This is a genomic window from Micrococcus flavus, assembly GCF_014204815.1.
Taxonomy (GTDB): Bacteria; Actinomycetota; Actinomycetes; order Actinomycetales; family Micrococcaceae; genus Micrococcus; species Micrococcus flavus.
Genome location: NZ_JACHMC010000001.1, coordinates 872432 through 895643, shown reverse-complemented (window position 1 = coordinate 895643; position 23212 = coordinate 872432). Strand labels below are relative to the sequence as shown.

Genomic DNA, 23212 nt, shown 5'->3' with positions numbered 1-23212 from the left:
TCGGCGGGGTCAGGTCAGGCAGGCGGGGCCGAGCAGGATCTTCAGGTCCCCGAACAGGGCGGGCGTGGGCGCCACCCGGAACTGCGGGCCCAGCGCGAACTCCTGCACCCCGCGCTGGCCCGCGAGGGTCAGGCGCACCTCGGAGGAGCCCTCGTGGGTGCGCAGCACGTCGGCGAGCTGGCCGACCACACGCTCGGTGGCCTTGAACGCGGGCATCGTGAGGCGTACCGGCCCGCCGGTGGCGTCCGTCAGCTCCGGGATGGTCAGCTCCATGGCGGAGAGCACCACGGAGCCGTCGTCGCGGCGCTGGACGCGCCCCTTCACGGCGACGACAAGGTCCTCCTGCAGCATCATGGCGATCGGCGCGTACACCTGGCCGAAGAACATCACGTCCATCGAGCCCCCGAGGTCCTCGATCTCGCAGCGGGCATACGCGTTGCCCGAGCTCTTGGCGATCCGGCGCTCGAGCGTGGTGATCAGCCCGGCGATGGTGACGTGCGCGCCGTCGGCGGGCCCGTCGTCGTCGAGCACGCGCGTGATCTGGGTGTCCGCGAACTGGCCGAGGACCGCGTCGAGGCCCTGCAGGGGGTGGTCGGAGACGTAGAGGCCGAGCATCTCGCGCTCGAACGTGAGCTTCTCCTTCTTGGGCCACTCGGGCAGGTCCGGCACGGCGACGCCGTCGGAGGCGTCCGACGCGTCCTCCTCGCCCGCACCCCCGAGGGCGAACAGGTCGAAGGTGAACTCGCCGTGGTCCTCCTTGCGCTTCTGCTGGACGGTGGCGTCCACCGCCTCCTCGTGCACGGCCAGCAGCGCGCGGCGGGCGTAGCCGAGCGAGTCGAAGGCGCCGGCCTTGATCATGGACTCGATCGTCCGCTTGTTGCAGACCACGAGGGGCACCTTCGCCAGGAAGTCGCCGAAGCCCGTGAAGGCGCCCTTGTCCTCGCGTGCCTGCACCATCCCCTTCACCACGTTCGTGCCGACGTTGCGCACCGCACCCATGCCGAAGCGGATGTCCGTGCCCACCGGGGTGAAGTTCTGGAAGGACTCGTTCACGTCCGGCGGCAGCACCGTGATGCCCATGCGGCGGCACTCGTTGAGGTACATGGCGAGCTTGTCCTTGTCGTCGCCCACCGAGGTGAGCAGCGCCGCCATGTACTCGGCCGGGTGGTGCGCCTTGAGGTATGCGGTCCAGTAGGAGACCAGCCCGTACGCGGCCGAGTGCGCCTTGTTGAAGGCGTAGTCCGAGAAGGGCAGCAGGATGTCCCACAGCGCGGTGATGGCCGCCTGCGAGTAGCCGCGGTCCAGCATGCCCTGCTGGAAGGCGGCGTACTGCTTGTCCAGCTCGGACTTCTTCTTCTTGCCCATCGCGCGGCGCAGGATGTCCGCCTGGCCGAGCGAGTACCCCGCCACCTTCTGGGCGATCGCCATGACCTGCTCCTGGTACACGATCAGGCCGTAGGTCGTGTCGAGGATCTCCTTCAGCGGCTCCTCGAGCTCCGGGTGGATCGGGGTGATCTCCTGCTGCCCGTTCTTGCGCAGGGCGTAGTTCGTGTGGGAGTTCGCGCCCATCGGCCCCGGACGGTACAGCGCGATCGTCGCCGAGATGTCCTCGAAGTTGTCCGGGCGCATCATCTTCAGCAGCGAGCGCATGGGGCCGCCGTCGAGCTGGAACACGCCGAGGGTGTCGCCGCGGGCCAGCAGCTCGTACGAGGCCCGGTCGTCCACGTCGAGGGTCTCCAGGTCCAGCTCGATCCCCTTGTTGTCCTTCACGTTCTCGATCGCGTCCGAGATGATCGTGAGGTTGCGCAGACCCAGGAAGTCCATCTTGATCAGCCCGAGCCCCTCGGCGGTGGGGTAGTCGAACTGGGTGATGACCTGGCCGTCCTGCAGGCGGCGCATGATCGGGATGACGTCGATCACCGGATGCGAGGACATGATCACGCCGGCGGCGTGCACGCCCCACTGGCGCTTGAGGCCCTCGATGCCCTTGGCGGTCTCGAAGACCTCCTGGGCCACGGGGTCCGTGGCCACCAGCTGGCGGAAGTCGGCGGCCTCGGCGTAGCGCTTGGCCTCGGGATCCTCGATGTCCTTGAGCGGGATGTCCTTCGCCATCACGGCCGGCGGCAGCGCCTTGGTGAGCGCCTCCCCCATGGAGAACGGCTGGTCCATCACGCGGGCGGAGTCCTTCAGCGCCTGCTTGGTCTTGATGGTGCCGTACGTGACGATCATGGTGACACGCTCGTCGCCGTACTTGCGGGTGACGTAGTCGATCACCTCCGAGCGGCGGCGGTCATCGAAGTCGACGTCGAAGTCGGGCATGGACACGCGGTCCGGGTTGAGGAAGCGCTCGAAGATCAGGCCGTGCTTGAGCGGGTCCAGGTCCGTGATGCGCAGCGCGTAGGCCACCATCGAGCCGGCGCCCGAGCCGCGTCCCGGCCCCACCCGGATGCCGTGGTCCTTGGCCCAGGTGATGAAGTCGGCCACCACCAGGAAGTACCCCGGGAAGCCCATCGAGATGATGACATCGAGCTCGTAGTCCGCCTGCTTGCGCACGTGGTCCGGGACGCCGTCGGGGTAGCGGTAGTCCAGCCCGGAGGCGACCTCCTTGATCAGCCAGCTGGTCTCGTCCTCCCCCTCCGGGGTGGGGAACAGCGGCATGTAGTTGGCATCCGTGTCGAAGGAGACGTCGCAGCGCTCCGCGATCAGCAGCGTGTTGTCGCACGCCTCGGGGAGCTCCCTGAACAGGTCCCGCATCTGCCGGGGGGACTTCAGGTAGTACTCCGTGCCGGAGAAGGCGAAGCGGGAGCCGCCCTGGTCGTAGGTGGGCTCGTTGAGCTTGGAGCCGGACTGGATGGCCAGCAGCGCCTCGTGGGCCTTGGCGTCGTGCTCGTGCGTGTAGTGGAGGTCGTTGGTGGCCACGAACGGCAGGCCCAGGTCCTTGGCAAGCCGGCGCAGGTCCTCCATCACCCGGCGCTCGATGTCGAGGCCGTGGTGCATGACCTCGCAGAAGAAGTTGTCCTTGCCGAAGATGTCGCGGAAGTCCGAGGCGGCCTGCATCGCCTCGCGGTAGTGCCCCAGGCGCAGCCGCGTCTGGATCTCCCCGGAGGGGCAGCCGGTGGTGGCGATCAGGCCCTTGGCGTAGGTGCTCAGCAGCTCGCGGTCGATGCGCGGCCACTTCGCGTAGACCGAGTCCAGGGAGGCGATCGAGCCCATCTTGAACAGGTTGTGCATGCCCGTGTTGTCCTCGGACAGCAGCGTCATGTGGGTGTACGCGCCGCCGCCGGACACGTCGTCCCCGCGCTGGTGCGGCTCGCCCCAGCGGGTCTTCGCCTTGTCCGTGCGGTGCTGCGTTCCCGGCGTCAGGTACGCCTCCAGGCCGATGATCGGCTTGACGCCGGCCTGCCTCGCCTTGTTCCAGAAGTCGAACGCGCCGAAGAGGTAGCCGTGGTCCGTGATGGCCAGGGAGTCCATGCCCAGGCGGTTGGCCTCGGCGAACAGCTCGTCGAGCTTCGCGGCGCCGTCGAGCATGGAGTACTCGGTGTGCGTGTGCAGGTGGACGAACCCGCCGTCCCTCGTGGCCTCCGCGGTGGTCTCCTGCTGCACGGTCATGACGCGTCCATCCTCCCTGACGTCCCGCGCGGACGGTCCGTCGGCCGGGCCGCCGGCGGGGTGCGGGACCGGACCAGTCTAGGGGGCGGGGCCGCCCCCGCACGGGGTGCGTCGGGGCTCACTCGCCCCGCAGGACGGCGAGCGCGCGGACCAGGTCGTGCGGGTGCGGTGACTCGATCCGCAGCGTCTCGCCCGTGACCGGGTGCGGCAGGACGAGCCGGTGCGCGTGGAGCCACTGCCGGGTCAGGCCGAGCTCGGCGGCCAGCCGCGGGTCCGCCCCGTACGTGAGGTCGCCGACGCACGGGTGGCGCAGGGCGGAGGTGTGGACGCGGATCTGATGGGTGCGGCCCGTCTCCAGGTGGATCTCCAGGAGGGTGGCCCGCCCGAACGCCTCGAGGGTCTCGTAGTGGGTCACCGAGGGCCGGCCCCCCTCGAGCACGGCGAACCGCCAGTGGTGGCCCGGGTCGCGCCCGATGGGCGCGTCGATCGTGCCCGCCAGCGGGTCCGGCATGCCCTGCACCACCGCGTGGTACACCTTCTCCAGCACCCGGTCGCGGAACTGGTCCTTCAGCGCGGTGTAGGCCCGCTCCGTCTTGGCGACCGCCATGACGCCGGTCGTGCCGACGTCGAGCCGGTGCACGATCCCCTGGCGCTCCGGGGCGCCGGAGGTGGAGATGTCATGGCCCAGCGCGGCCAGGCCGCCGACCACCGTGGGACCGAACCACCCCGGGGAGGGGTGGGCGGCCACGCCGGTCGGCTTGTCCACCGCCAGCATGTGCTCGTCCTCGTAGAGGACCGTCATGGCGTCCACGGTCTCTGCCCTCACTTCCAGGGGGTCGGGGTCGTCCGGGACGTCGACGACGAGGCTCTCCCCCGCCACCGCCTTCGCCGACTTGGCCAGCACGCGGTCGCGGCGGCCGGTGCGCGACTCGGCCCGCACGAGCCCCCGGGCGAACAGGTCGGCCAGCGAGGCGCGGGACACGCCGAAGGCCTCGGCCAGCACGGCGTCGGCGCGCCGGCCCGCCGCGGCGTCGTCCACCTCGAGGCGCTCGGTCGACCCCGGTCGCAGGCCCACGGGTCAGACCCGCCCGGCGGCGTCGTCGCGGGTGCCGTCCAGGTTCCGGCCGGTCACCATCAGCAGGCACAGGCCGACGATGGAGCAGACGATGAACGAGTCGGCGACGTTGAAGACCGCGAAGTGGGGCACGGAGATCATGTCCACCACGTGGCCCTGGCCGAACGACGGCGGCCGGAACAGCCGGTCCGTCAGGTTGCCCAGCACCCCGCCCAGCAGGCCGCCCAGGGCGAGCCCCCATCCCCACGAGCGCGCGCGCAGCAGGCCGACCAGGGCGACGACGGCGACGACCGCCTGGACGAGCGTGAACACCCACGTGACGTCCGTGCCGATGGAGAACGCCGCCCCGGGGTTGAGGATGTAGAACCAGCGCAGCAGCCCGGGGACGACCTCGATCGACTCCCCGAGCACCATGGTCCGCTCGACCCACAGCTTGGTGCCCTGGTCGAGCAGGTAGGCCAGCGTCGCCAGGGCGAGCCCGGAGAGCACGACGCGCCGCACCCCCGTCCGCCGGTCGGGCGGGGTGGGGCGGGCGGCGTCCTCGGGCGCGGCGGCAGCGCTCACACGGTCCCCTGCGCGGGCTCGACCCGCTCCTGGGCGGTGATCTCGCGCAGCTGGCCCTCGATGTAGGAGGTCAGCCGGGCGCGGTAGTCGGTCTCGAAGGCGCGCAGGCGCTGGACGTCGTGCTCGAGGCCCGTGCGGCGGGTCTCGAGCTCCGCGAGCGTGCGGGACCGGGTCTCCTCGGCCTCGCGGACCACGGTGGCGGCGGTGCTCTCGGCCTCGGCGATGATCTGGTCACGCCGCTGCTCGCCCTCGGCCACGTACTCGTCGTGCAGGCGCTGGGCCATGGCCAGCACGCCGGCGGCGGAGGTCGCGGGGTCGCCCCCGGCGGCGGCCGACGTCGGAGCGGCGGCGGCCGACGTCGGAGCGGCGGCGGGCGCGGCCTGCGCCGGCTCGGCCTGGTCGACCGCGGGGGCCCCGGCGCGGCAGTCCTCGAGCTCCGCACTGAGCCGCGCATTGACCTCGGTCAGGCGCTTGAGCTCCTCGACCACCTCGTCCAGGAAGTCCTCGACCTCCTCGCGGTCGTACCCCTCACGGAACTTCGTGAGCTGGAACTCCTTGTTGACCACGTCTTCCCAGGTCAGGGCCATCGGCGGGCCACCCTCTCTTCGCACGCGGCAGCCGGGACGGTGATGCGCTGTCACGGCGGGCGGCCGCGGGACGCCGGACTGTCGGTGGTTGACGATATCATCGCCCCCGCACGGGCCCTCAGGCCAGGACGAGGACCAGGACGCGCAGCAGGACGACGACGAGGAACAGCACGAGGAAGGCGACGTCCAGCCCCACACCGCCCAGGTTCACGGGCGGGATGCGGCGCCGCAGCGCCTCGAGCGGCGGGTCGGTCACCGCGTACACGGCGCTCGCCGCCACGAGGACGGGGCCGGTGGGCCGCCACTGCCGCGCGAACGAGCGGGTGACGTCCAGGACGATCCGCACCGTGAGGGCCGCGAGGGCGACCGTGAGGACCAGATAGGCCAGGGCCAGGAGGAGCTGCACGGTCAGTCGTTGTCGTACGGGGCGTCGGCGTCGCGCGGGGAGGGCGAGTCCTCGCCGACCACCTCGACGGTGGAGGGGGTGAGCAGGAACACCTTGCTGGTGATCCGGGAGATGGAGCCGTGCAGGCCGAAGACGAGGCCGGCGGCGAAGTCCACGAGACGCTTGGCCTCATTCTCCCCCAGGTCGGTGACGTTCATGATCACGGGCATCCCGGAGCGGAACGCCTCACCGATGCTCTTCGCGTCGTTGTAGGAGCGCGGGTGGACGGTGGACAGGGTGCGCACGGAGTCTCCTTCGGCCGACGACGCGGCAGCTCGCTTGATGGGGGTGACCGGGGCACGATACCCCTGGTCGGCGGCCTCATGGGCCGGTCGGGGCGCCGGCTCGGGCTCCGGTCGGACGGCCCGACGGGGCGCGGGCTCGGCGGCCGAGGATCCGGCGCCGGTCGACGTGACGGCGGGGGCGGGCTCGGGGGCCGGGGGCGCGGGGGTGTCCTCGGTGACCCGCCGGGCCTCCACGACGTCCCGCCGGGGGGCGGGCTCGCGGACCTCCGCCCGCTGCTGCTCCTCGTACTCGTCGCCGTCGGCGAGGCCGAGGTAGATCATCGTCTTCTTCAGGCCGCCGGCCATGTGCTTCCTCCGCGTCGTCGGGGTCCCGTCGGGACCCGCCGTCGTTCGTCGTCGGGTCGGGCGCCCCGGGCGGGGGCGCGCTGGACCACGCTAACCCACGTGGCCGCGCGCCCCCAGGATGTCCGAGCCGATCCGCACGTGTGTCGCCCCCGCGGCCACCGCGGCCTCGAGGTCGGCGGACATGCCCATGGACAGGACGTCGGCCTGCGGGTGCTCGGCGCGCAGTCGCTCCCCGAGCCCCGCCAGGCGGGCGAACGCGTCGGCCGGGTCCACGCCGCGCGGGGCCACGCACATCAGCCCGCGCAGCCGCAGCCCCTCGGCGGCGGCCAGACGGGCCGCGACGGCGTCGACCCGGTCCAGCGGCGCCCCGCCGCGGGGTCCGATCCCCTCGGGGCGGTCCTCGTCGGCCCGCTCGTCCACGTCCACCTGGACGAGGCAGTCCAGGTCGGCGACGGCGTCGGCGCCCTCGCGCTCCCGGCGCAGGACCACGGCCCGGGACAGGGCGTCCACGAGCTCCACGCGGTCCACCGAGTGCACGGCCGCGGCGTACGTGACGACGTGCTTGGCCTTGTTCGTCTGGAGCTGGCCGATGAAGTGCCAGCGCGGGGCGTCCGACCCGAGCCGCTCGGCGGTCTCCGCGGCCTTGGGGCGCGCCTCCTGGTCCCGGTTCTCCCCGACGTCCGTGACGCCGAGGGCGGCGAGCCGCAGGACGTCCTCGGCCGGGTGCGTCTTGGTGACCACGACGAGGCGCGGGAGATCGGCGCGACCGGCGGCCGCGGCGGCGCGGGAGATGCGCTCCCGCACGGCGTCGAGGCGTGCGGCGAGCTCGGCCGTCCGGGGGTCGGCTGCGGCGGAGGGGGCGGACTCAGCCACGCTCGTCCGTCCCTGCGCCGGTGGTCCACACGAGACCGGCGAAGCGCCCTCGTCCGGGATCGCGCCGGTGGGAGAAGACGCGCTCGTCCTCGAGGGTGCACACGTCGATGCGCTCGACCGCCACCCCGCGGCTCCGCAGCACCGCCTGGGCGCCGGCGGGCAGGTTGAGCGCGGGCGTGCCCCAGGACGTGGTGGAGTGCAGCTCGGGGATCCTCGCCGCGGCCTCGGCCCGCATCTCCTCCGGCACCTCGTAGCATCGGCCGCACGCACCGGGGCCGATCCACGCCTTCATGCCGAAGGTGCCGCGTGCGCCCGCGGGCCGCAGCGCCTCGAGGGCGTCGACCGTGTTCTCCAGGACGCCGTCCAGGAGGCCCCGGCGTCCGGCATGGGCGGCCGCCGTGGCTCCCGTGAGGCCGTCCACGAGGAGGATCGGAAGGCAGTCGGCCACGAGCACCGCCAGCGGCTGCTCGCCGTCCGGGCTCACCGAGGCATCAGCCACGGGTCCCTCGGCTCCGCCCCAGCCGATCCCGTCCGCCGTCACGACGTCCGCGGAGTGGACCTGGTCCAGGTAGAACGTGCTGCCCCGCGCCACGCCCATCGCGCCCTCCACGGCCGCCCGCGACCGCTCCACCGCGCGCCGCCCCGAGGGGTCGTCTGTCCCGAGGATGTGCAGCGCCAGGCTGCCGGCGTCCACGGAGGTCCAGGCCACGTGCGCCGCCCGGCCCCGGGAGTCCGGGCGCAGGTCGGCACGGTGGACGAAGGGGCCGGAGGGGACCGGCTGCGTCCCGACCGGCCCCTCGCCGAGGATCACTTCAGGAAGTCCGGGACGTCGAGGTCGCCGGCGCCCAGCTCCGGCTCCACCACGGCCGGCAGGTCCTGCCGGCGCTGCTGCGGGGTCGTCCGCTGATGGGCTGCCGGGGAGGACAGCGGCATGGTGCCCGGCACCTGGGTGCGCTGCGGGGCGGCCGGCTGCTGGGGCGCCTGCTGCGGCGCGGCGACCCGCTGCGGGGCGGCCTGCGGAGCGGCCTGCTGCTGGGGCGCCTGCTGCGGCACGGCCTGCTGCTGCGGGGCGGCCGGGGCGGAGGTGACGTCCACCTTGTCGAAGCCCGCGGCGATGACGGTCACACGGACCTCGTCGCCCAGGGCGTCGTCGATGACGGCGCCGAAGATGATGTTGGCCTCCGGATGCGCGACCTCCTGCACGAGGCGGGCGGCCTCGTTGATCTCGAACAGGCCGAGGTCGGAGCCGCCCTGGATGGAGAGGAGGACGCCGTAGGCGCCGTCGATCGAGGCCTCGAGCAGGGGCGACGCGATCGCCAGCTCCGCCGCCTTGACGGCGCGGTCCTCACCCTGGGCGTGGCCGATGCCCATCAGGGCCGAGCCGGCGCCCTGCATCACGGACTTCACGTCCGCGAAGTCGAGGTTGATCAGGCCCGGGGTGGTGATGAGGTCGGTGATGCCCTGCACACCGGACAGCAGCACCTGGTCCGCCTGGCGGAACGCGTCCATGACGGACACGTTGCGGTCCGAGATGGACAGCAGGCGGTCGTTGGGGATGACGATCAGGGTGTCGACCTCGTCGCGCAGCGCGTCGATACCGGACTCCGCGGACCCGGCGCGGCGGCGCCCCTCGAAGGTGAAGGGGCGGGTGACGACGCCGATGGTCAGCGCGCCCAGCGAGCGGGCGATCCGGGCCACGACGGGCGCGCCGCCGGTGCCGGTGCCGCCGCCCTCGCCGGCGGTGACGAAGACCATGTCCGCCCCGCGCAGGACCTCCTCGATCTCCTCGGCGTGGTCCTCCGCGGCCTGGCGGCCGACCTCCGGGTTGGCGCCGGCGCCGAGGCCGCGGGTCAGCTCGCGGCCCACGTCCAGCTTCACGTCCGCGTCGGACATCAGGAGCGCCTGCGCGTCCGTGTTGATGGCGATGAACTCCACGCCGCGGAGCCCCGTCTCGATCATGCGGTTGACGGCGTTGACGCCGCCGCCGCCGATGCCGACGACCTTGATGACGGCCAGGTAGTTCTGGGGTGCAGCCACGGTGTCCATTCCCTTGTTCGACGATGCTCGCTCTGTCGCGCGCGACCCGCGGGACGAGGGTCCCGCCGAGCCGATCCACGCCTCCGGTCTCAAGGCGTGCTTGAAGGAGGTCACGCGCGCGCGTTCGGTCCCACCGTACTGCGCGCGGGCCGCGCGGCGCAAAGGAATTGGCGCGACGGCGCGCCGTTCTCCGGCCTTTCTTCGACCTTCACGTGAAGGTTGAGGACCGCCCGCTCAGGCTCGCCCCCGTCACGAACGGGGAGCCCGGTCTCACCCTCGACCGGAGGGTGAATCGCACCCGACATGGCCTGGTGCACCGTCACCGGGTCAGCGGCCGCTCCGGGACGGAGACGTCGAGCTCGGTCACGCCGCGCACGGATCCGCCCTCCCCGCCCAGGAACGCCTCCACGACGGCGGCCTTGGCCGCGGGGCGGGACGCGTCGCCCCACGCCAGCACCGGTCCATCCGCCAGGGTCAGGGACACCTGCTCGGGGGTCTGGGCGTCCACACCGGTCACCCGGGCGGCCACGGACGGGGGCAGGTCCGTCAGCACGGCCGCCGCGGCGGCGCGGACGTCCGGGCCCGCGGCGAGGAGGCCGGCCGAGGCGCGGGGCAGGGCGCCCTCCCCCTCCCGCGCCCGCACGAGGGTCTCCTCGGCGACGCCGGTCAGCACGGTCCCGTCCGCCAGGAGCACGCCGTCCCCGACGTCCTCCGCCCGGGCGGTGGGGGCCAGCTCCGCCACGCGGACCTCCACCCCGGTCGGCGGCAGCGCCACGGACGTCACCTCGCGGATGCCGGGGGTGCCCTCCAGGAGCCCGCGGGCGTCGTCGGAGCCCACCCGCGGCAGGGGTGTGCCCATCAGCGGCTCCAGCCGGGACCGCACCACGTCCCGGTCGACGAGGGACGTGCCGGTGACCTCGATCCGGTCGACCGCCAGCAGCGGGGAGAGGAAGACCGCCCAGACGGCCGCGGCGGCCACCAGCAGGGCGGCCAGCACGGCCGTGAGCCGGCGCACCCGGCGCTGGCGGGCGCTGAGCCCGGGGAACGCCATCACGGTGCTGCCGGCCGGGGCGGTGGCCCGACGGGGGACCGTCGCGCCGCGTCGGCGGCTCACGCGGAGGCGGCGGAGGGCTCGTCCGCCAGACGGGCGACGAGGTCGGCCCCGAGGGCCGTGACGTCGCCGGCACCCATGGTCAGGACCACGTCCCCGGGGGCGGCGCCGTCGGCGAGCTCACGGACCGCGGCCCCGCGGTCCTCGGCGACCTTGCGGTCCGCCGGGTCCGCGGTGGTGAGGCGGGAGGCGATCAGGCCGGCGTCGACGCCGGGCATCGGCTCCTCCCGCGCCGCGTACACGGGCAGCACCCGCACGCGGTCGGCCCCGGACAGGGCCTGGGCGAACTCCGCGGCGAAGTCGCGGGTGCGGGAGAACAGGTGCGGCTGGAAGAGGACGTGCACGCGGTGCTCCCCGGCCACCGCACGGGCGGCCGAGACGGCGGCCGCCACCTCGGTCGGGTGGTGCGCGTAGTCGTCGAAGACCCGCACGCCGCGGCCCGCGCCGCGGAACTCGAAGCGGCGGGCGGTCCCCCGGAAGGCCTCGAGCCCCCGCACCGCGTCCGCGAACGGCATCCCCGCACGGACCGCCGCCAGGGCGACGGCGGCGGCGTTGAGCGCGTTGTGCCGGCCCGGCACCTGCAGGCGCACGGTCAGGGACGGCCCGTCCGCGAGCGTGAAGCGGGCCCGCTGCCCGACGCCGGACTCGCCCGGCTCCACCTCGAGGTCGGACACCAGCAGGTCGGGCGCCACGCCGTCGCGCTCCGCCGTGCCGTAGGTGAGCACGGCGGCCCGCGCGTTCTCCCGGGCCCAGGCGGCCAGTCCGGCCGCTCCGTCGTCGTCCAGGCAGGCCACGAGGGCACCGCCCTCGTCCGCCGCCGGCAGCTGCCCGGCGAAGGTGCGGAACACCTCGTGGACGGCCTCCTCGGTGCCGTAGTGGTCGAGGTGGTCGGCTTCCACGGTGGTCACGATCGCCAGGGTGCTCGGGTAGGCCACGAGCGTGCCGTCGGACTCGTCGGCCTCGGCGACGAACCACTCGCCCTGCCCCGCGCGGGCGTTCGTGCCGAGCCCCGCCACGGCGGCGCCGACGGCGAACGTGGGATCCCAGCCGACCTCGGTGAAGGCCATCGCCGCCATCGAGGAGGTCGTGGTCTTGCCGTGGGTGCCCGCCACGGCGAGCACCCGGTGCCCGCGCATGGCCAGCGCGAGCCCCTCGGAGCGGTGCATCATGCGCAGGCCCCGCGCGGCCGCGGCGTCGTACTCGGGGTTGCCGGGGCCGGCGATCGAGGAGGCGATGACGCACGTGACGTCCTCCCCCACGTTCTGCGCGGCGTAGCCCACGGTGATCCGCGCCCCGCCCTCCGCGAGACGGTGCATCACCGGCAGGTCCTTCGCGTCCGTGCCGGAGACCGGCACCCCCTGGTCCTGGAGGATCCGGGCGACGCCGGAGACGCCCACGCCGCCGATGCCGAGGAAGTGGACGCGGCCCAGATCGCGCACGCTCCCGCGCGCTGCGGTGCCCTCGGTGGTCATCGGCGTGCTCCTTCCCGGGCCGCCTCGTGCACGAGGTCGGCCATCCTCTCGTCCGCATCGCGCACGCCCAGGCGTCCGGCGGCCTCGCCCATGGCGTGCAGGCGCGCCGGGTCCGTCGCCAGCGGGACCAGCTCGCGCCGGACCCAGTCCGCGCGGAAGGCCTCGTCCCGGACCAGGAGGGCTCCGCCGGCCTCGACCGTGGGGCGCGCGTTGAGCGCCTGCTCCCCGTTGCCGACGGGCAGGGGAACGAACACGGCGGGCAGGCCCACCGCGCCGACCTCGCACACCGTGCCCGCCCCGGAGCGCGCCACGATCAGGTCGGCCGCGGCGTACGCCTGCTCCATGCCGTCCAGGTACTCGCGCTGGACGTAGCCGTCCCGGCGCAGGGGCGCGCCCGTGGGGTCCGTGACCGCCTTGCCGCGGCCGGTCAGGTGCAGCACCTGCAGGCCGGCGCCCAGGAGGTCGTCGAGGGACTCCTCGACGGTGCGGTTCACGTTGAGCGCGCCGGAGCTGCCGCCCGTGACCACCACGGTGGTCCGGTCGGGCTCGAGGCCGAGGGCCGCGCGCGCCGCCGGGCGGGTCGCGGACCGGTCCAGGCCGGAGATCTCCGGGCGCATGGGCATGCCCACCCACCGGGCGCCCCGCAGCCGGGTCTCGGGCAGGGCCGTCCCGACGGCCGCGGCCCGGAGGGCGCCCACGCGGTTCGCCAGGCCCGGCTTCGCGTTCGCCTCGTGGACGACGACGGGCACGCCCGCCCGGAAGGCGGCCAGGTACAGCGGGGTGGACACGTAGCCGCCGACGCCGACCAGCACGTCGGCCTGCCGGTCGGCGAGGATGCGGGCGCCGGCGGCCACGGCGCCGCGCAGGCGTCCGGGCAGGCGGACCAGGTCCATGGAGGGGCGGCGCGGCAGCGGGACGCGGTCCACGAGGTCCAGCTCGAATCCGGCCTCCGGGACGAGGCGGGTCTCCATGCCGGAGGCGGTGCCCACCATGGTGCACACGGCCCCCGGCCCGGGGCGCCGCTGGAGGGCGCGGGCGATCGCGAGCATCGGCGAGATGTGGCCGGCGGTGCCGCCGCCGGCGAGCACCACCCGCAGCGGACGGTCGGCGTCGGGCGAGGTGGTCATCGGGTCTCCTGCGGACGGACGGACGGGTCGGGGGTGGGCGCGTCAGGGGCGCCCTCGCGGCGCAGCGCCTCGCGCTCGTGCCGGGCGAAGGCGAGGACGACGCCCACGCCGGCGAGGGCGAGGGTGAGCGCGGAACCACCATAGGAGATGAACGGCAGCGGCACACCGATCACCGGCAGCAGCCCGGTGACCATGGCGATGTTCACGAACGCCTGGCCCACGAGCCAGGCCATGATCCCCCACGTGGTCAGGCGGATGAACGGGGACGTGGTCCGGGCGGCGAGCGCGTACATCCCCACGGCCAGGCCGAGGAACGCGGCGAGCACGGCGAGGCTGCCCACGAGGCCCAGCTCCTCGCCCAGGATGGTGAAGATGAAGTCGTTCTCCGCCTCGGGGATGTAGCTCCACTTCTGCCGCGACTGGCCGAGGCCCACCCCCCACCAGCCGCCCGACGCGAGCGCGTAGATCCCGTGGTCGGGCTGGAAGCAGGGGTCGCCCGAGGTCTCCAGTCCCTCGCAGCCGAACAGCCAGGCCTGGACGCGCACCAGACGGTTCTTGGCGAGCAGGACCATGGCGGTCGCCACCGTGGCCGCCAGCGCCGCGAAGGCGATGAAGACCTTGCGGTTGGTCCCGGCGATGAAGAGGATCGTCGCGAGGATCCCCGTGAGGATGATGGCGGTGCCGAGGTCGCGCCCCAGCAGGACGAGGACCACCAGGACCAGGCCGAACGGGAGCACCGGGACGAGGGCGTGGTGCACGTGCCGGATCAGCCGGCCCTTGCGCTCCAGCACGGCCGCCGCCCACAGGGCCATGGCCAGCTTCGCCGCCTCCGAGGGCTGCATGGTGAACCCGCCGATGCGCAGCCAGTTGGTGTTGCCGCCGACCGAGTGCCCGAGGGACGTGAACGCCACGAGGCTCAGCAGGAGGAACGCGAGGCCGAACGCCGGCCAGGCGAGGCCCTTGAGCACCCGCAGGGGCAGACGACGCAGCACCAGGAGCGCCGCCAGGCCGCCGACGGCCCACATCGCCTGGCGGCGGAAGAGCCCGTACGAGCCGTCGGTGCTGCCGATGGCCTCGACGGAGGAGGACGAGAGGACCATCACGAGGCCGAGCACGGTCAGGACGGCCGTGCACACCCCGATCAGGAGGGCGGCGACGTCGAGGGCGCGAGGTCCCTCCAGCACCCGCCAGAGGGCGCCCATCCGGCCCCCGCGGGGTGACGGCTCCGCCGCACGGGGGCTGCGGTCGGCGCGGGTCGCGGTGGCCGGCATGGCGGCTCCTCTCGGATGACGGGGCGGGGGCGACGGCGGGGGTCAGGCCCCGGGGGCGTCGTCGACGTCCCAGCCGTGCTCGGCCATGAGCGCGGCGACGGCGTCGATGAACGCCTCCCCGCGCTGGGCGTAGGAGCGGAACTGGTCCATCGAGGCGGCGGCGGGCGCCATGAGCACGGTGTCCCCCGGGCGGGCGAGGCGGTCGGCGGTCCGGACCGCCTCGGCCATGACGGCCGGGCCGTCCGGGGAGCCCGCGCCCTCGGCGTCGGCGAGCGGCGCGTGGACCGGCACGTCCGGCGCGTGCTCGGCGAGCGCGCGCCGCAGGGCCGAGGAGTCCGTGCCCAGCAGGACCACGGCGCGCAGCCGGTGGGCGTGGGCGGCCACGAGCTCCTCGTAGGTCACGCCCTTGGGCAGGCCGCCGGCGAGCCAGACGATCGAGGAGAACGCCGCCAGGGACGCGCCCGCCGCGTGCGGGTTGGTGGCCTTGGAGTCGTTGACCCACATGACGTCCCGGGACGTGGCGACGAGCTGGATGCGGTGCTCGCCGCGGTCGTAGGAGCGCAGCCCCTCCGCCACGGCCTCCGGGGAGACGCCCACGGCGCGCGTCAGCGCCGCGGCCGCGGCGGCGTTCGCCACGGTGTGGCGCGGGGCCACGGGGCCCAGGTCGGCCCGCTCCGCGAGGGCCACGGCCTCGTGGCGCCGGTTCTCGAGGAAGGCCCGGTCCACCAGGATCCCGTCCACCACGCCCACGTCGGAGACGGCGGGGCTGTCCGTGGTGAACCCGACGGCGCGGCAGCCCTCCTGGACGTCCGCACGCTCCACGAGCGTGCGGGTGAGCGCGTCCGCCTGGTTGTAGACGCACGCGACGGCGGTGTTCTCGTACACCTTGCCCTTGGCCGCGGCGTACTCCTCCATGGAGCCGTGCCAGTCCACATGGTCCTCGGCGAGGTTCAGGACGGCGGACGAGGCGGGCTCGATCCGGTGCGTCCAGTGCAGCTGGAAGCTGGAGAGCTCGAGCGCCAGCGTGTCGTAGCCCTCGGGGTCGCGGACGGCGTCGAGCACGGGGGTGCCGACGTTGCCGCACGCCAGGGCGCGGCGCCCGTCGGCGCGCAGGATGGCCTCCACCATGGTCACGGTGGTGGTCTTGCCGTTCGTGCCGGTCAGGCAGACCCACTCGGCCGTGGGCCGGCCGGCGCGCTCGCGCACGCGCCACGCCAGCTCCACGTCCGACCAGATGGGCAGGCCCGCGGCATGGGCCGCCATCAGCAGCGGCTGGTCCGGGCGCCAGCCCGGGGAGGTCACCACCAGATCGGCGGGCTCGCCGGCCACGGCGGGCAGGGACCGGGTGGCCTCCTCCGAGAGCAGGACGTCGGCGACGCCGACGATGCGCAGGGTCTCCGCCTTCGCCCGGTTCTCCGGGGTGTCCGCCCCGTCCACCACCACGACGACGGCGCCCAGCTCGGCCAGGGTGTCCGCGGCGGCGAAGCCGCTCACCCCGAGGCCCGTGACCACGACCCGCAGGCCGCGCCAGCCGGCGTCGTCCCACGAGGACAGGTCACGGGTGCGGTCGGTGTCCGCGATCGGACGGGTCACGGGGGTCGGCGCGCCGCTCACGGGGTCACCCCCGCCAGACCGCCCTGGTGCAGCAGCCACTCGCCGTAGAAGAGCGAGAGGCCGGCGCTCACGCACAGCAGGGAGATGAGCCAGAACCGGACCACGACGGTGACCTCGGCCCACCCCTTGAGCTCGAAGTGGTGCTGCAGCGGCGCCATGAGGAACACCCGCCTGCCGCCGGACACCTTGAAGTACCCCACCTGGATGATCACGGACAGCGTGATGGCCACCATGAGCCCGGCCAGGACGATCACCAGCATCTCGGTGCGGGTGAGGATCGCCAGGCCCGCGAGGGCGCCGCCCAGGCCGAGGGAGCCGGTGTCCCCCATGAAGATCTTCGCCGGGGAGGTGTTCCACCAGAGGAAGCCGAGCAGCGCGCCGGTCAGCACCGCGGCGAGCAGGCCGAGGTCCATCGGGTCGCGGACCTCGTAGCAGCCGGGGGCCGCCTCGCCGGCGCAGTCCTGGCCCGCCTGGAACAGCGTGATCAGGACGTAGGCGCCGGTGACCATGGCGGTCGCGCCGGTCGCCAGGCCGTCGAGGCCGTCCGTGAGGTTGACGGCGTTGGTGGTGGCGGTGGTGATCAGGTTGGACCAGACCACGAAGAGGACCGCCCCGAGCACGGGGCCGGCGAAGGCCAGCTCGAGCCACGGCAGGTCGCGGACGAACGAGATCGCCGTCGAGGCGGGCGTGAGCCCCTCATGGCCGTCGGGGAACAGCAGCGCGAGCACGGCGAAGGCCGTGCCGATCGCCGCCTGCAGGATGATCTTGCCCTTCGGCGTGAGGCCGAGGGAGCGCTGCTTCGCGATCTTGGTGTAGTCGTCGATCCAGCCGACGAACGCCATGCCCACCGTGAGGAGCAGGACGAGCCACCCCGACGCCGTCGGGCCCGCGAGCTCGCTGCCCAGCAGGGCCAGGACCAGGTGCGTCGCCAGGTAGCCGACCACCAGCGCGGAGATGATGACGAATCCGCCCATCGTGGGCGTGCCGCGCTTGGACTTGTGCGTCTGCGGGCCGTCGTCGCGCACCTGCTGGCCGTAGCCCTGCTTGACGAGGTAGCGGATGAACAGCGGGGTGCCCAGGCCGGTGAGGACCAGGCCGAGCGCGCCGCCGATGAGCAGGCCGATCACGGTCGCGTCTCCTTCACGGGGTCGGACGGGGAGGTGAGGTCGTCGGCGCTCGCCAGGCGCTCGCCGAGGGCGGCGAGCCCGACCCCGTTGGAGGACTTCACGAGGACGATGTCGCCGGGCGCCAGGCGGCCGGCGAGGAACTCCTCGGCCTGCGCGGCGTCGTCGACGAAGTGGGCCTCGTCCCCCCAGCTGCCCTCGTTGACCGCACCGACGTACAGCGGGCGGGCGCCGGCGCCCACCACGAGCAGCTGGGAGATGTTGAGGCGCACCACGGACTCGCCGACCAGCGTGTGCTCGCGCACCCGCGCGTCGCCGAGCTCGAGCATCTCGCCCAGCACGGCCCACGTGCGCCGACCGGAGGACCGGCCGAGGGTGGCCAGGGTCCGCAGGGCGGCCCGCATCGACTCCGGGTTCGCGTTGTACGCGTCGTTGATGATGCTCACGCCGTCCGCGCGGTCGGTGCGCTCCATGCGGTGGCGGCTGGTCGGCCCGAGCCCGTCGAGGGCGGCGGCGATCTCGGCGGGCGCCATGCCCGCGGCGTGGGCCGCCGCCGCGGCCGCCAGGAGGTTGTGGGCGTGGTGCACGCCGGTGAGCCCGGAGACCACGCGGTGCCGCGGGGCGTCCAGGTCCGTGCCGATCTGCAGGTCCAGGACCGGGTGCTCCTCGGCGTCGGCGGCGAGGCCGCGCGCCAGGACCACCCCGGCGGCGCGGCCGGCCGCGACGTCCGCGGCCACCTCCACCGCCGTGGCCTCGTCCGCGGAGAACCACGTGACGGGCGCCGGGGTGCGGGCCGCCATGGCCGCCACGCGGGGGTCGTCCCGGTTCAGCACGGCGACGCCGTCCGGCCCGAGGGCCTCGACCAGCTCGCCCTTGGTCTTCGCGATGTTGTCCACGCCGCCGAAGCTGCCGGCGTGGGCGGTGCCCACCATGAGCACGACGCCGATGTCCGGCCGCACGATGTCGCACAGGTACTCGATGTTCCCGACGTGGTCCGCACCCATCTCGACGATCAGGTACCGGGTGTCCAGCTCCGCGCGGAAGACGGTCAGCGGGACGCCCACCTCGCCGTTGAACGAACCCACGGGGGCGACCGTCGACCCCTGCGTGGACAGCAGGGCGGCCAGCAGGTCCTTGGTGGTCGTCTTGCCGGCCGAGCCCGTGATCCCGACGACCGTGGTCGGCGAGTGCTCGCGCACGCGGCGCACGACCTCGCGCGCCAGGGCGCCCATGGCCAGGACGGCGTCCTCGACCACCACGGCCGGGTGCTCGGCGCCGTCCGGCGCGTGGGTCACGCGCTCGGCCAGCACGGCGGCGGCGCCCGCGGCCAGGGCCGCGTCGATGAAGTCGTGGCCGTCGGCGCGCTCGCCGGGCTTGGCGACGTAGAGCGTGCCCTCCACCGCCACCTCCCGGGAGTCGGGGGTGACGTGGGTCAGCACGGTCTGCGGATCGAGCGTCGGGGAGAGCGTGCCGGAGACGGCCTCGGCGACCTGGGAAGCGGTGAGAGCGATCATGACCCGTGCACCTTACCCCCGTCGACCGGGTCCGACCCGGCACGGGCCGCCTCGGCGAGGGCCTCGCGCACGGCCACCCGGTCGTCGAGCGGCACCGGTGTCCCGTCGTAGTCCATCTCCGTCTCGTGGCCGCGGCCGGCCACGAGGATGCCGTCCTCAGGCCGGGCGAGCTCCACGGCGCGGCGGATGGCGGCCGCGCGGTCGTCGTACTCCTCGACCACGACGTGCCGCCCGGACGCGGCGGCGCGCGCCGCCTCGGCCCGGGCGCCCTCGAGGACCTGGGCGCGGATGGGGGCCGGGTCCTCCGAGTGGGGCGTGTCGTCCGTGATGATCACCACGTCCGCGTGCTCGGCGGCGATGCGCCCCATCACGGGGCGCTTGGCGGCGTCGCGGTCCCCCGCCGCGCCGACGACGAGGAGGGTCCGGCCGGACCGCCCCGCCGCGGCGCGCGCCTCGGCGAGGGAGCGCAGGGCCTGGACCATGCCGTCGGGGTTGTGGGCGAAGTCGACGACGGCGTCCGGCTCCCGGCCGACGACCTCCATGCGGCCCGGCACGGCGGCGGCCAGGGGGCCCTCCCCGGCGGGCACGTCGAGCAGGGCGGCGAGTTCGTCGCGGCGCTCCTCCCCGACGGCGGCGAGCACCAGGAGGACGGCCAGCGCGGCGTTGGCCACGTTGAACCGGCCCGGCAGGCCCACCGACGCGCGCAGCGTCCGACCGGTGGCGGTCTCGGTCAGCGTGAAGCGGTGGCCGAGGCCGTCCGGCACCATCTCCGTCACGGCCCAGTCGGGCCGGACGTCCGGGGCCTCGCGCTCGAGGGCGCCCGGGTGCGGCGCGGCCGGGCCCAGGGCGAGCGTGGTCACGGGCGCCTGGGCCCGGGAGGCGGCCGCGACACCCCAACGGGGGCCCTCGCCGCCGTCGAGGGTGATCACGGCGCGGTCGCAGCGCTCCGCGTGGAAGAGCCCCAGCTTGGCCTCGAGGTACGCGTCCATGGACCCGTGCAGGTCCAGGTGGTCCTGGGTCAGGTTGGTGAACCCCGCCGCGGCGTAGCGCAGGCCCGCGATCCGCCGGTACTCGACGGCGTGCGAGGAGACCTCCATGACGGCGGTGTCCACCCCCTCCTCCCGCATGAGGGCCATGAGGGCGTGCAGCTGGGTGGACTCCGGGGTGGTGAGGGTGGAGGGCACCTCCCGCTGCCCGGCGCGGGTGAGGATGGTCCCGATGATCCCCGAGCGCCCGCCCAGGGCCTCCACGATCGAGGCGGCCAGGAAGCTCGTGGTGGTCTTGCCGTTCGTGCCGGTCACGCCGAGCAGCACGGGGCCCGCGTCGGCGCCGCCCCCGTACACGCGGGCGGCCGCCACACCCGCCGCGGCGCGCACCGAGTCGACCTCGAGCACCGGAACGCCCTCCAGGCCCAGGTCGGCGAGGATCCGCGCGCCCCCGGCGTCGGTCAGCACGCCCGCCGCGCCCGCGTCCACCGCCGCGCGGGCGAAGCTCGCGCCGTGCGCACGGGCGCCCGGCAGCGCCACGTACAGGTCCCCCTCCCGCACGACCCGGGAGTCCAGCGCGGCGCCCGTCACCGGACGGTCGGGCTCGCCGCCGCGGACCCGCGCGGCCTGGCCGGCGGCCTCCAGGGCCTCGGCGAGGGCGGACCAGGCGACGGGCGCCACCGCGGACGGGCGGAAGGCGAGGTCCTGCTCGGCCGGGGACGGCGTCCCGCACGGGTCGGCGGTGTGGGGCATGGGGTCCTCCTGGGGGCCGGATGGGGTCGGTGCGGTCGCTGCGGTGGTCACCACGGGCGCTCCTGCGGGTCGTCCACGAACACGTGGTAGTCCTGCGGCTCGTCGCCGGTGGCGGGCACGCCGGCCTGGCCGAGCAGATGGGACATGATGCGCGAGGCCGTGGTGGCCACCACGGCGGAGCTGCCGCCCGAGGACGGGCGGTTCATGGAGACGGAGACCACGAACCGCGGGTCGTCGAGGGGCGCCACGGCGGTGAAGCCGTAGTTGTAGCCGTCGTACGTGCCGGTGCGGCCCGCCACCTGCGCGGTCGAGGACTTGCCGCCCACCCGGTAGCCGGGGATCGCGGCGGTGCGGCCGGTGCCCTGGGTGACCACCGTCTCCATCATGCGGAGCATCTGGCGGGCGGTGTCCTCCGAGACCACCCGGCGGGGCTCGGCCGCGGCCGGCCAGCGGTGCTCCGCGCCGTCGGCGTCCACCGTGGACCGGATCAGGCGGGCCGGCTCCAGGACGCCGCCGTTGGCCAGGGCCTGGAACTGCTGGGCGGTGTGCACGGTGGTCACGGTGTAGCCCTGGCCGAACGCGTTCACCAGCCGCTGGCGCCCGTCCCAGTCCTCCGGCTCGCGCAGGACGCTGGTGGCGGGGTACGGCAGGCCGAGCTCGATCGGGCCGCCGATCCCGAAGGCCCGCATGTACTCGTAGCGCTGCTCGTCCGACAGCCTCTCGGCGACCTTGACGGTGCCCGTGTTGTACGAGCGGGCGAAGATGCCCGCCACGGTCATCTCGTAGGTGGGATGCGAGGAGGCGTCGCGGATCGGGGGCTGGCCCGGGAACTCGAGACGGTCGGGCACCTCGAACCCCGAGTGCGCAGTGAGGTCCGTGGCGTCGATCGCCGCGGCCATCGTCACCGCCTTGCCCGTCGAGCCGGGCTCGTACGGGGTGCGCACCACCGTGGCCGTGCGGAACTCCGCCGGGGTCGCCGAGGGGTCGCCCGGGTCCACGGTGGTGGAGTCGGCCAGCACCAGCAGCTCCCCTGTGCGCACGTCCATCACCACGGCGTTCGCCCACTCCGCATCGTGCGCGTCGGCGAGCGCCGCCACCGCCTCCTGGGCGTACCACTGGGCGTCCTTGTCCAGGGTGAGCCGCAGGTCGGCGCCGTCCACGGCGGGGGTGACCTCCTGCTCGGCGATGGGGATCCGGATCCCGTCCGCACCCACCTCGAAGCTCCGCTCGCCGGGCGTGCCGGAGAGGACCTCGTCCTGGCTCTTCTCCAGGCCCTCCAGCGGCACGCCGTCCCCGCCCATGAACCCCAGGACGCCGCCGGCCACCGCCCCGTTGGGGTACGTCCGCCGGTCCACGGCCTCCGCGAGGACGCCGGGGAGGTTCAGCGCCATGACGCGGTCGCGGACCTCCGGGGTCACCGAGGCCTTCACCACCGAGTAGGGGCTCGAGCCGAGGGTCCGAGCACGGACCTCCTCCTCCGGCATGTCCAGCACGTCGGCCAGGGTCGCCAGGCGGGAGCCGACGTCCACGAGCACCTGCTCGCGGCGCTCCACGTCGTACTCCTTGAAGTCCTTGACGATCCGCTGGTCGGCCACGATGTCGTAGCGCCGCACGCTCTCGGCCAGCACGTCGCCGTCACGGTCCAGGATGGCGCCGCGCTCAGGGCGGATCTCCTGCGTGGTGAGCCGCTCGTCCATGGCCGCTGCGGCCTGGCCGGTGGGGTCCACGCCCTGCACCCAGACCAGGCGCAGCCCGAGGAGCAGGAGCAGCGCCACGAGCACGAGCAGGGCGGCGCGGCTGCGGAGGCTGAGGTTCCCGGGGGCGGGGACGGTGGTCGAGCCGTGGGGGTCCGAACCGGCCATCAGTGCTCGTCGGACCCGTCGGTCGGCGCGGCGGCGGCCTCGGACGCGGCCGCTGCGGCCTCCGCCGGGGTCAGGGTGCGCGGGCCGGCCAGCTCGGCCTCGGCGTCCGCGGCGGCGGCCAGCCCCTGGCGGGCCTCGTCCGCGTCCGCCGGCGGCCCGACGTGTCCCGTGACCAGGTCGGCGGACTCGCGACGCGCGGTGGCCGGGGCGACCTCCCCGGCGTCGGCGTCCACGATGCCCGCGCCGGCGGCGGGGACCATCCCGAGGGCGTCCGCGCGGGCGGCGAGGTTCTGCGGCGCGTCGAGGTACCCGACCTGCTCCGCCAGGCGCTCGTTGGCCTCGGTGACCTCCACCAGGCGGTCGCGCAGGTCGATCAGGCCGTACTGGCGGTTGGACATGCTGATGTTCATGACGAGCACCAGGGCCAGGGCCACGAGGAGGACGACGGCGCACAGCACCGCCACGCCCGAGCCCGACCGGGGCAGGGGCGCGGGGACCACGGCCAGCGGGGTGCGCGGGGAGGGGCGACGCCCGGGGGCCGCCTCCGTCTGCGGCCACGCCGTCTGCGCGCCGTCCATCCGCGCCTGTGCGCTCATCC

General features: G+C 74.4%; 19 protein-coding genes. All 19 read right to left on the bottom strand.

What is annotated here, in order from left to right; genetic code table 11:
* Positions 1–9: 9 nt before the first annotated feature.
* Complete coding sequence (gene dnaE / locus BJ976_RS04220) at positions 10–3609, bottom strand: DNA polymerase III subunit alpha (protein WP_135030796.1); 3600 nt, start codon at positions 3607–3609, stop codon at positions 10–12.
* Positions 3610–3727: 118 nt separating this feature from the next.
* Complete coding sequence (locus BJ976_RS04215; RefSeq protein WP_135030797.1) at positions 3728–4684, bottom strand: RluA family pseudouridine synthase; 957 nt, start codon at positions 4682–4684, stop codon at positions 3728–3730.
* A gap of 3 nt (positions 4685–4687) precedes the next feature.
* The gene (gene lspA / locus BJ976_RS04210) at positions 4688–5173 is read right to left on the bottom strand and encodes a signal peptidase II (protein WP_135030808.1); all 486 of its coding nucleotides are present in this window, start codon (positions 5171–5173) and stop codon (positions 4688–4690) included.
* A gap of 71 nt (positions 5174–5244) precedes the next feature.
* On the bottom strand, positions 5245–5835 hold the full coding sequence (locus BJ976_RS04205) for a DivIVA domain-containing protein (protein ID WP_135030798.1): 591 nt from the start codon (positions 5833–5835) through the stop codon (positions 5245–5247).
* Positions 5836–5953: 118 nt separating this feature from the next.
* The gene (locus tag BJ976_RS04200; protein ID WP_135030799.1) at positions 5954–6241 is read right to left on the bottom strand and encodes a YggT family protein; all 288 of its coding nucleotides are present in this window, start codon (positions 6239–6241) and stop codon (positions 5954–5956) included.
* A gap of 2 nt (positions 6242–6243) precedes the next feature.
* Positions 6244–6870 carry a cell division protein SepF gene (locus BJ976_RS04195; RefSeq protein ID WP_135030800.1) on the bottom strand — a complete coding sequence of 209 codons (627 nt, stop codon included), beginning with the start codon at positions 6868–6870 and terminating at the stop codon, positions 6244–6246.
* Between the two features lie 90 nt (positions 6871–6960).
* Positions 6961–7743 (bottom strand): YggS family pyridoxal phosphate-dependent enzyme, encoded by a 783-nt coding sequence (locus BJ976_RS04190; RefSeq protein ID WP_184231823.1) that lies wholly within the window; start codon positions 7741–7743, stop codon positions 6961–6963.
* Positions 7736–8554 (bottom strand): purine nucleoside phosphorylase YfiH/LACC1 family protein, encoded by an 819-nt coding sequence (locus tag BJ976_RS04185; protein ID WP_135030801.1) that lies wholly within the window; start codon positions 8552–8554, stop codon positions 7736–7738. Before BJ976_RS04185 ends, BJ976_RS04190 begins: the two co-directional genes overlap by 8 nt.
* Complete coding sequence (ftsZ, locus tag BJ976_RS04180) at positions 8551–9780, bottom strand: cell division protein FtsZ (protein WP_135030802.1); 1230 nt, start codon at positions 9778–9780, stop codon at positions 8551–8553. The genes BJ976_RS04185 and ftsZ overlap by 4 nt, the downstream gene beginning before the upstream one ends.
* 319 nt (positions 9781–10099) lie before the next feature.
* Positions 10100–10894 carry a cell division protein FtsQ/DivIB gene (locus BJ976_RS04175; protein WP_229667026.1) on the bottom strand — a complete coding sequence of 265 codons (795 nt, stop codon included), beginning with the start codon at positions 10892–10894 and terminating at the stop codon, positions 10100–10102.
* The gene (gene murC, locus BJ976_RS04170) at positions 10891–12363 is read right to left on the bottom strand and encodes a UDP-N-acetylmuramate--L-alanine ligase (RefSeq protein ID WP_135030803.1); all 1473 of its coding nucleotides are present in this window, start codon (positions 12361–12363) and stop codon (positions 10891–10893) included. Before murC ends, BJ976_RS04175 begins: the two co-directional genes overlap by 4 nt.
* Positions 12360–13490: an undecaprenyldiphospho-muramoylpentapeptide beta-N-acetylglucosaminyltransferase gene (gene murG / locus BJ976_RS04165; RefSeq protein ID WP_135030804.1), complete on the bottom strand. Its 1131-nt coding sequence runs from the start codon at positions 13488–13490 to the stop codon at positions 12360–12362. The genes murC and murG overlap by 4 nt, the downstream gene beginning before the upstream one ends.
* Positions 13487–14761: an FtsW/RodA/SpoVE family cell cycle protein gene (locus BJ976_RS04160; protein ID WP_135030805.1), complete on the bottom strand. Its 1275-nt coding sequence runs from the start codon at positions 14759–14761 to the stop codon at positions 13487–13489. Before BJ976_RS04160 ends, murG begins: the two co-directional genes overlap by 4 nt.
* A 42-nt stretch (positions 14762–14803) precedes the next feature.
* The gene (gene murD / locus BJ976_RS04155; RefSeq protein ID WP_135030806.1) at positions 14804–16375 is read right to left on the bottom strand and encodes a UDP-N-acetylmuramoyl-L-alanine--D-glutamate ligase; all 1572 of its coding nucleotides are present in this window, start codon (positions 16373–16375) and stop codon (positions 14804–14806) included.
* Positions 16372–17502 carry a phospho-N-acetylmuramoyl-pentapeptide-transferase gene (gene mraY, locus BJ976_RS04150; protein ID WP_184231822.1) on the bottom strand — a complete coding sequence of 377 codons (1131 nt, stop codon included), beginning with the start codon at positions 17500–17502 and terminating at the stop codon, positions 16372–16374. Before mraY ends, murD begins: the two co-directional genes overlap by 4 nt.
* Positions 17499–19013, bottom strand: coding sequence for a UDP-N-acetylmuramoyl-tripeptide--D-alanyl-D-alanine ligase (locus BJ976_RS04145; protein WP_135030383.1), 1515 nt, complete (start codon positions 19011–19013; stop codon positions 17499–17501). Before BJ976_RS04145 ends, mraY begins: the two co-directional genes overlap by 4 nt.
* Positions 19010–20752, bottom strand: coding sequence for a Mur ligase family protein (locus tag BJ976_RS04140; RefSeq protein WP_135030382.1), 1743 nt, complete (start codon positions 20750–20752; stop codon positions 19010–19012). Before BJ976_RS04140 ends, BJ976_RS04145 begins: the two co-directional genes overlap by 4 nt.
* A 47-nt stretch (positions 20753–20799) precedes the next feature.
* A complete protein-coding gene (locus BJ976_RS04135) occupies positions 20800–22614 on the bottom strand; it encodes a peptidoglycan D,D-transpeptidase FtsI family protein (protein WP_135030381.1) in 1815 nt (604 codons plus the stop codon).
* Positions 22614–23210, bottom strand: coding sequence for a cell division protein FtsL (gene ftsL / locus BJ976_RS04130; protein WP_229667024.1), 597 nt, complete (start codon positions 23208–23210; stop codon positions 22614–22616). Before ftsL ends, BJ976_RS04135 begins: the two co-directional genes overlap by 1 nt.
* Positions 23211–23212 lie beyond the last annotated feature (2 nt).

Bases quoted from the DNA above. Each gene is read 5' to 3' on its own strand.
- dnaE (WP_135030796.1), bottom strand. From the start codon at position 3,609: ATGACCGTGCAGCAGGAGACCACCGCGGAGGCCACGAGGGACGGCGGG.
- BJ976_RS04205 (WP_135030798.1), bottom strand. From the start codon at position 5,835: ATGGCCCTGACCTGGGAAGACGTGGTCAACAAGGAGTTCCAGCTCACG.
- BJ976_RS04195 (WP_135030800.1), bottom strand. From the start codon at position 6,870: ATGGCCGGCGGCCTGAAGAAGACGATGATCTACCTCGGCCTCGCCGAC.
- murC (WP_135030803.1), bottom strand. From the start codon at position 12,363: ATGACCACCGAGGGCACCGCAGCGCGCGGGAGCGTGCGCGATCTGGGC.
- murG (WP_135030804.1), bottom strand. From the start codon at position 13,490: ATGACCACCTCGCCCGACGCCGACCGTCCGCTGCGGGTGGTGCTCGCC.
- BJ976_RS04160 (WP_135030805.1), bottom strand. From the start codon at position 14,761: ATGCCGGCCACCGCGACCCGCGCCGACCGCAGCCCCCGTGCGGCGGAG.
- BJ976_RS04145 (WP_135030383.1), bottom strand. From the start codon at position 19,013: ATGATCGCTCTCACCGCTTCCCAGGTCGCCGAGGCCGTCTCCGGCACG.
- BJ976_RS04140 (WP_135030382.1), bottom strand. From the start codon at position 20,752: ATGCCCCACACCGCCGACCCGTGCGGGACGCCGTCCCCGGCCGAGCAG.
- BJ976_RS04135 (WP_135030381.1), bottom strand. From the start codon at position 22,614: ATGGCCGGTTCGGACCCCCACGGCTCGACCACCGTCCCCGCCCCCGGG.
- ftsL (WP_229667024.1), bottom strand. From the start codon at position 23,210: ATGAGCGCACAGGCGCGGATGGACGGCGCGCAGACGGCGTGGCCGCAG.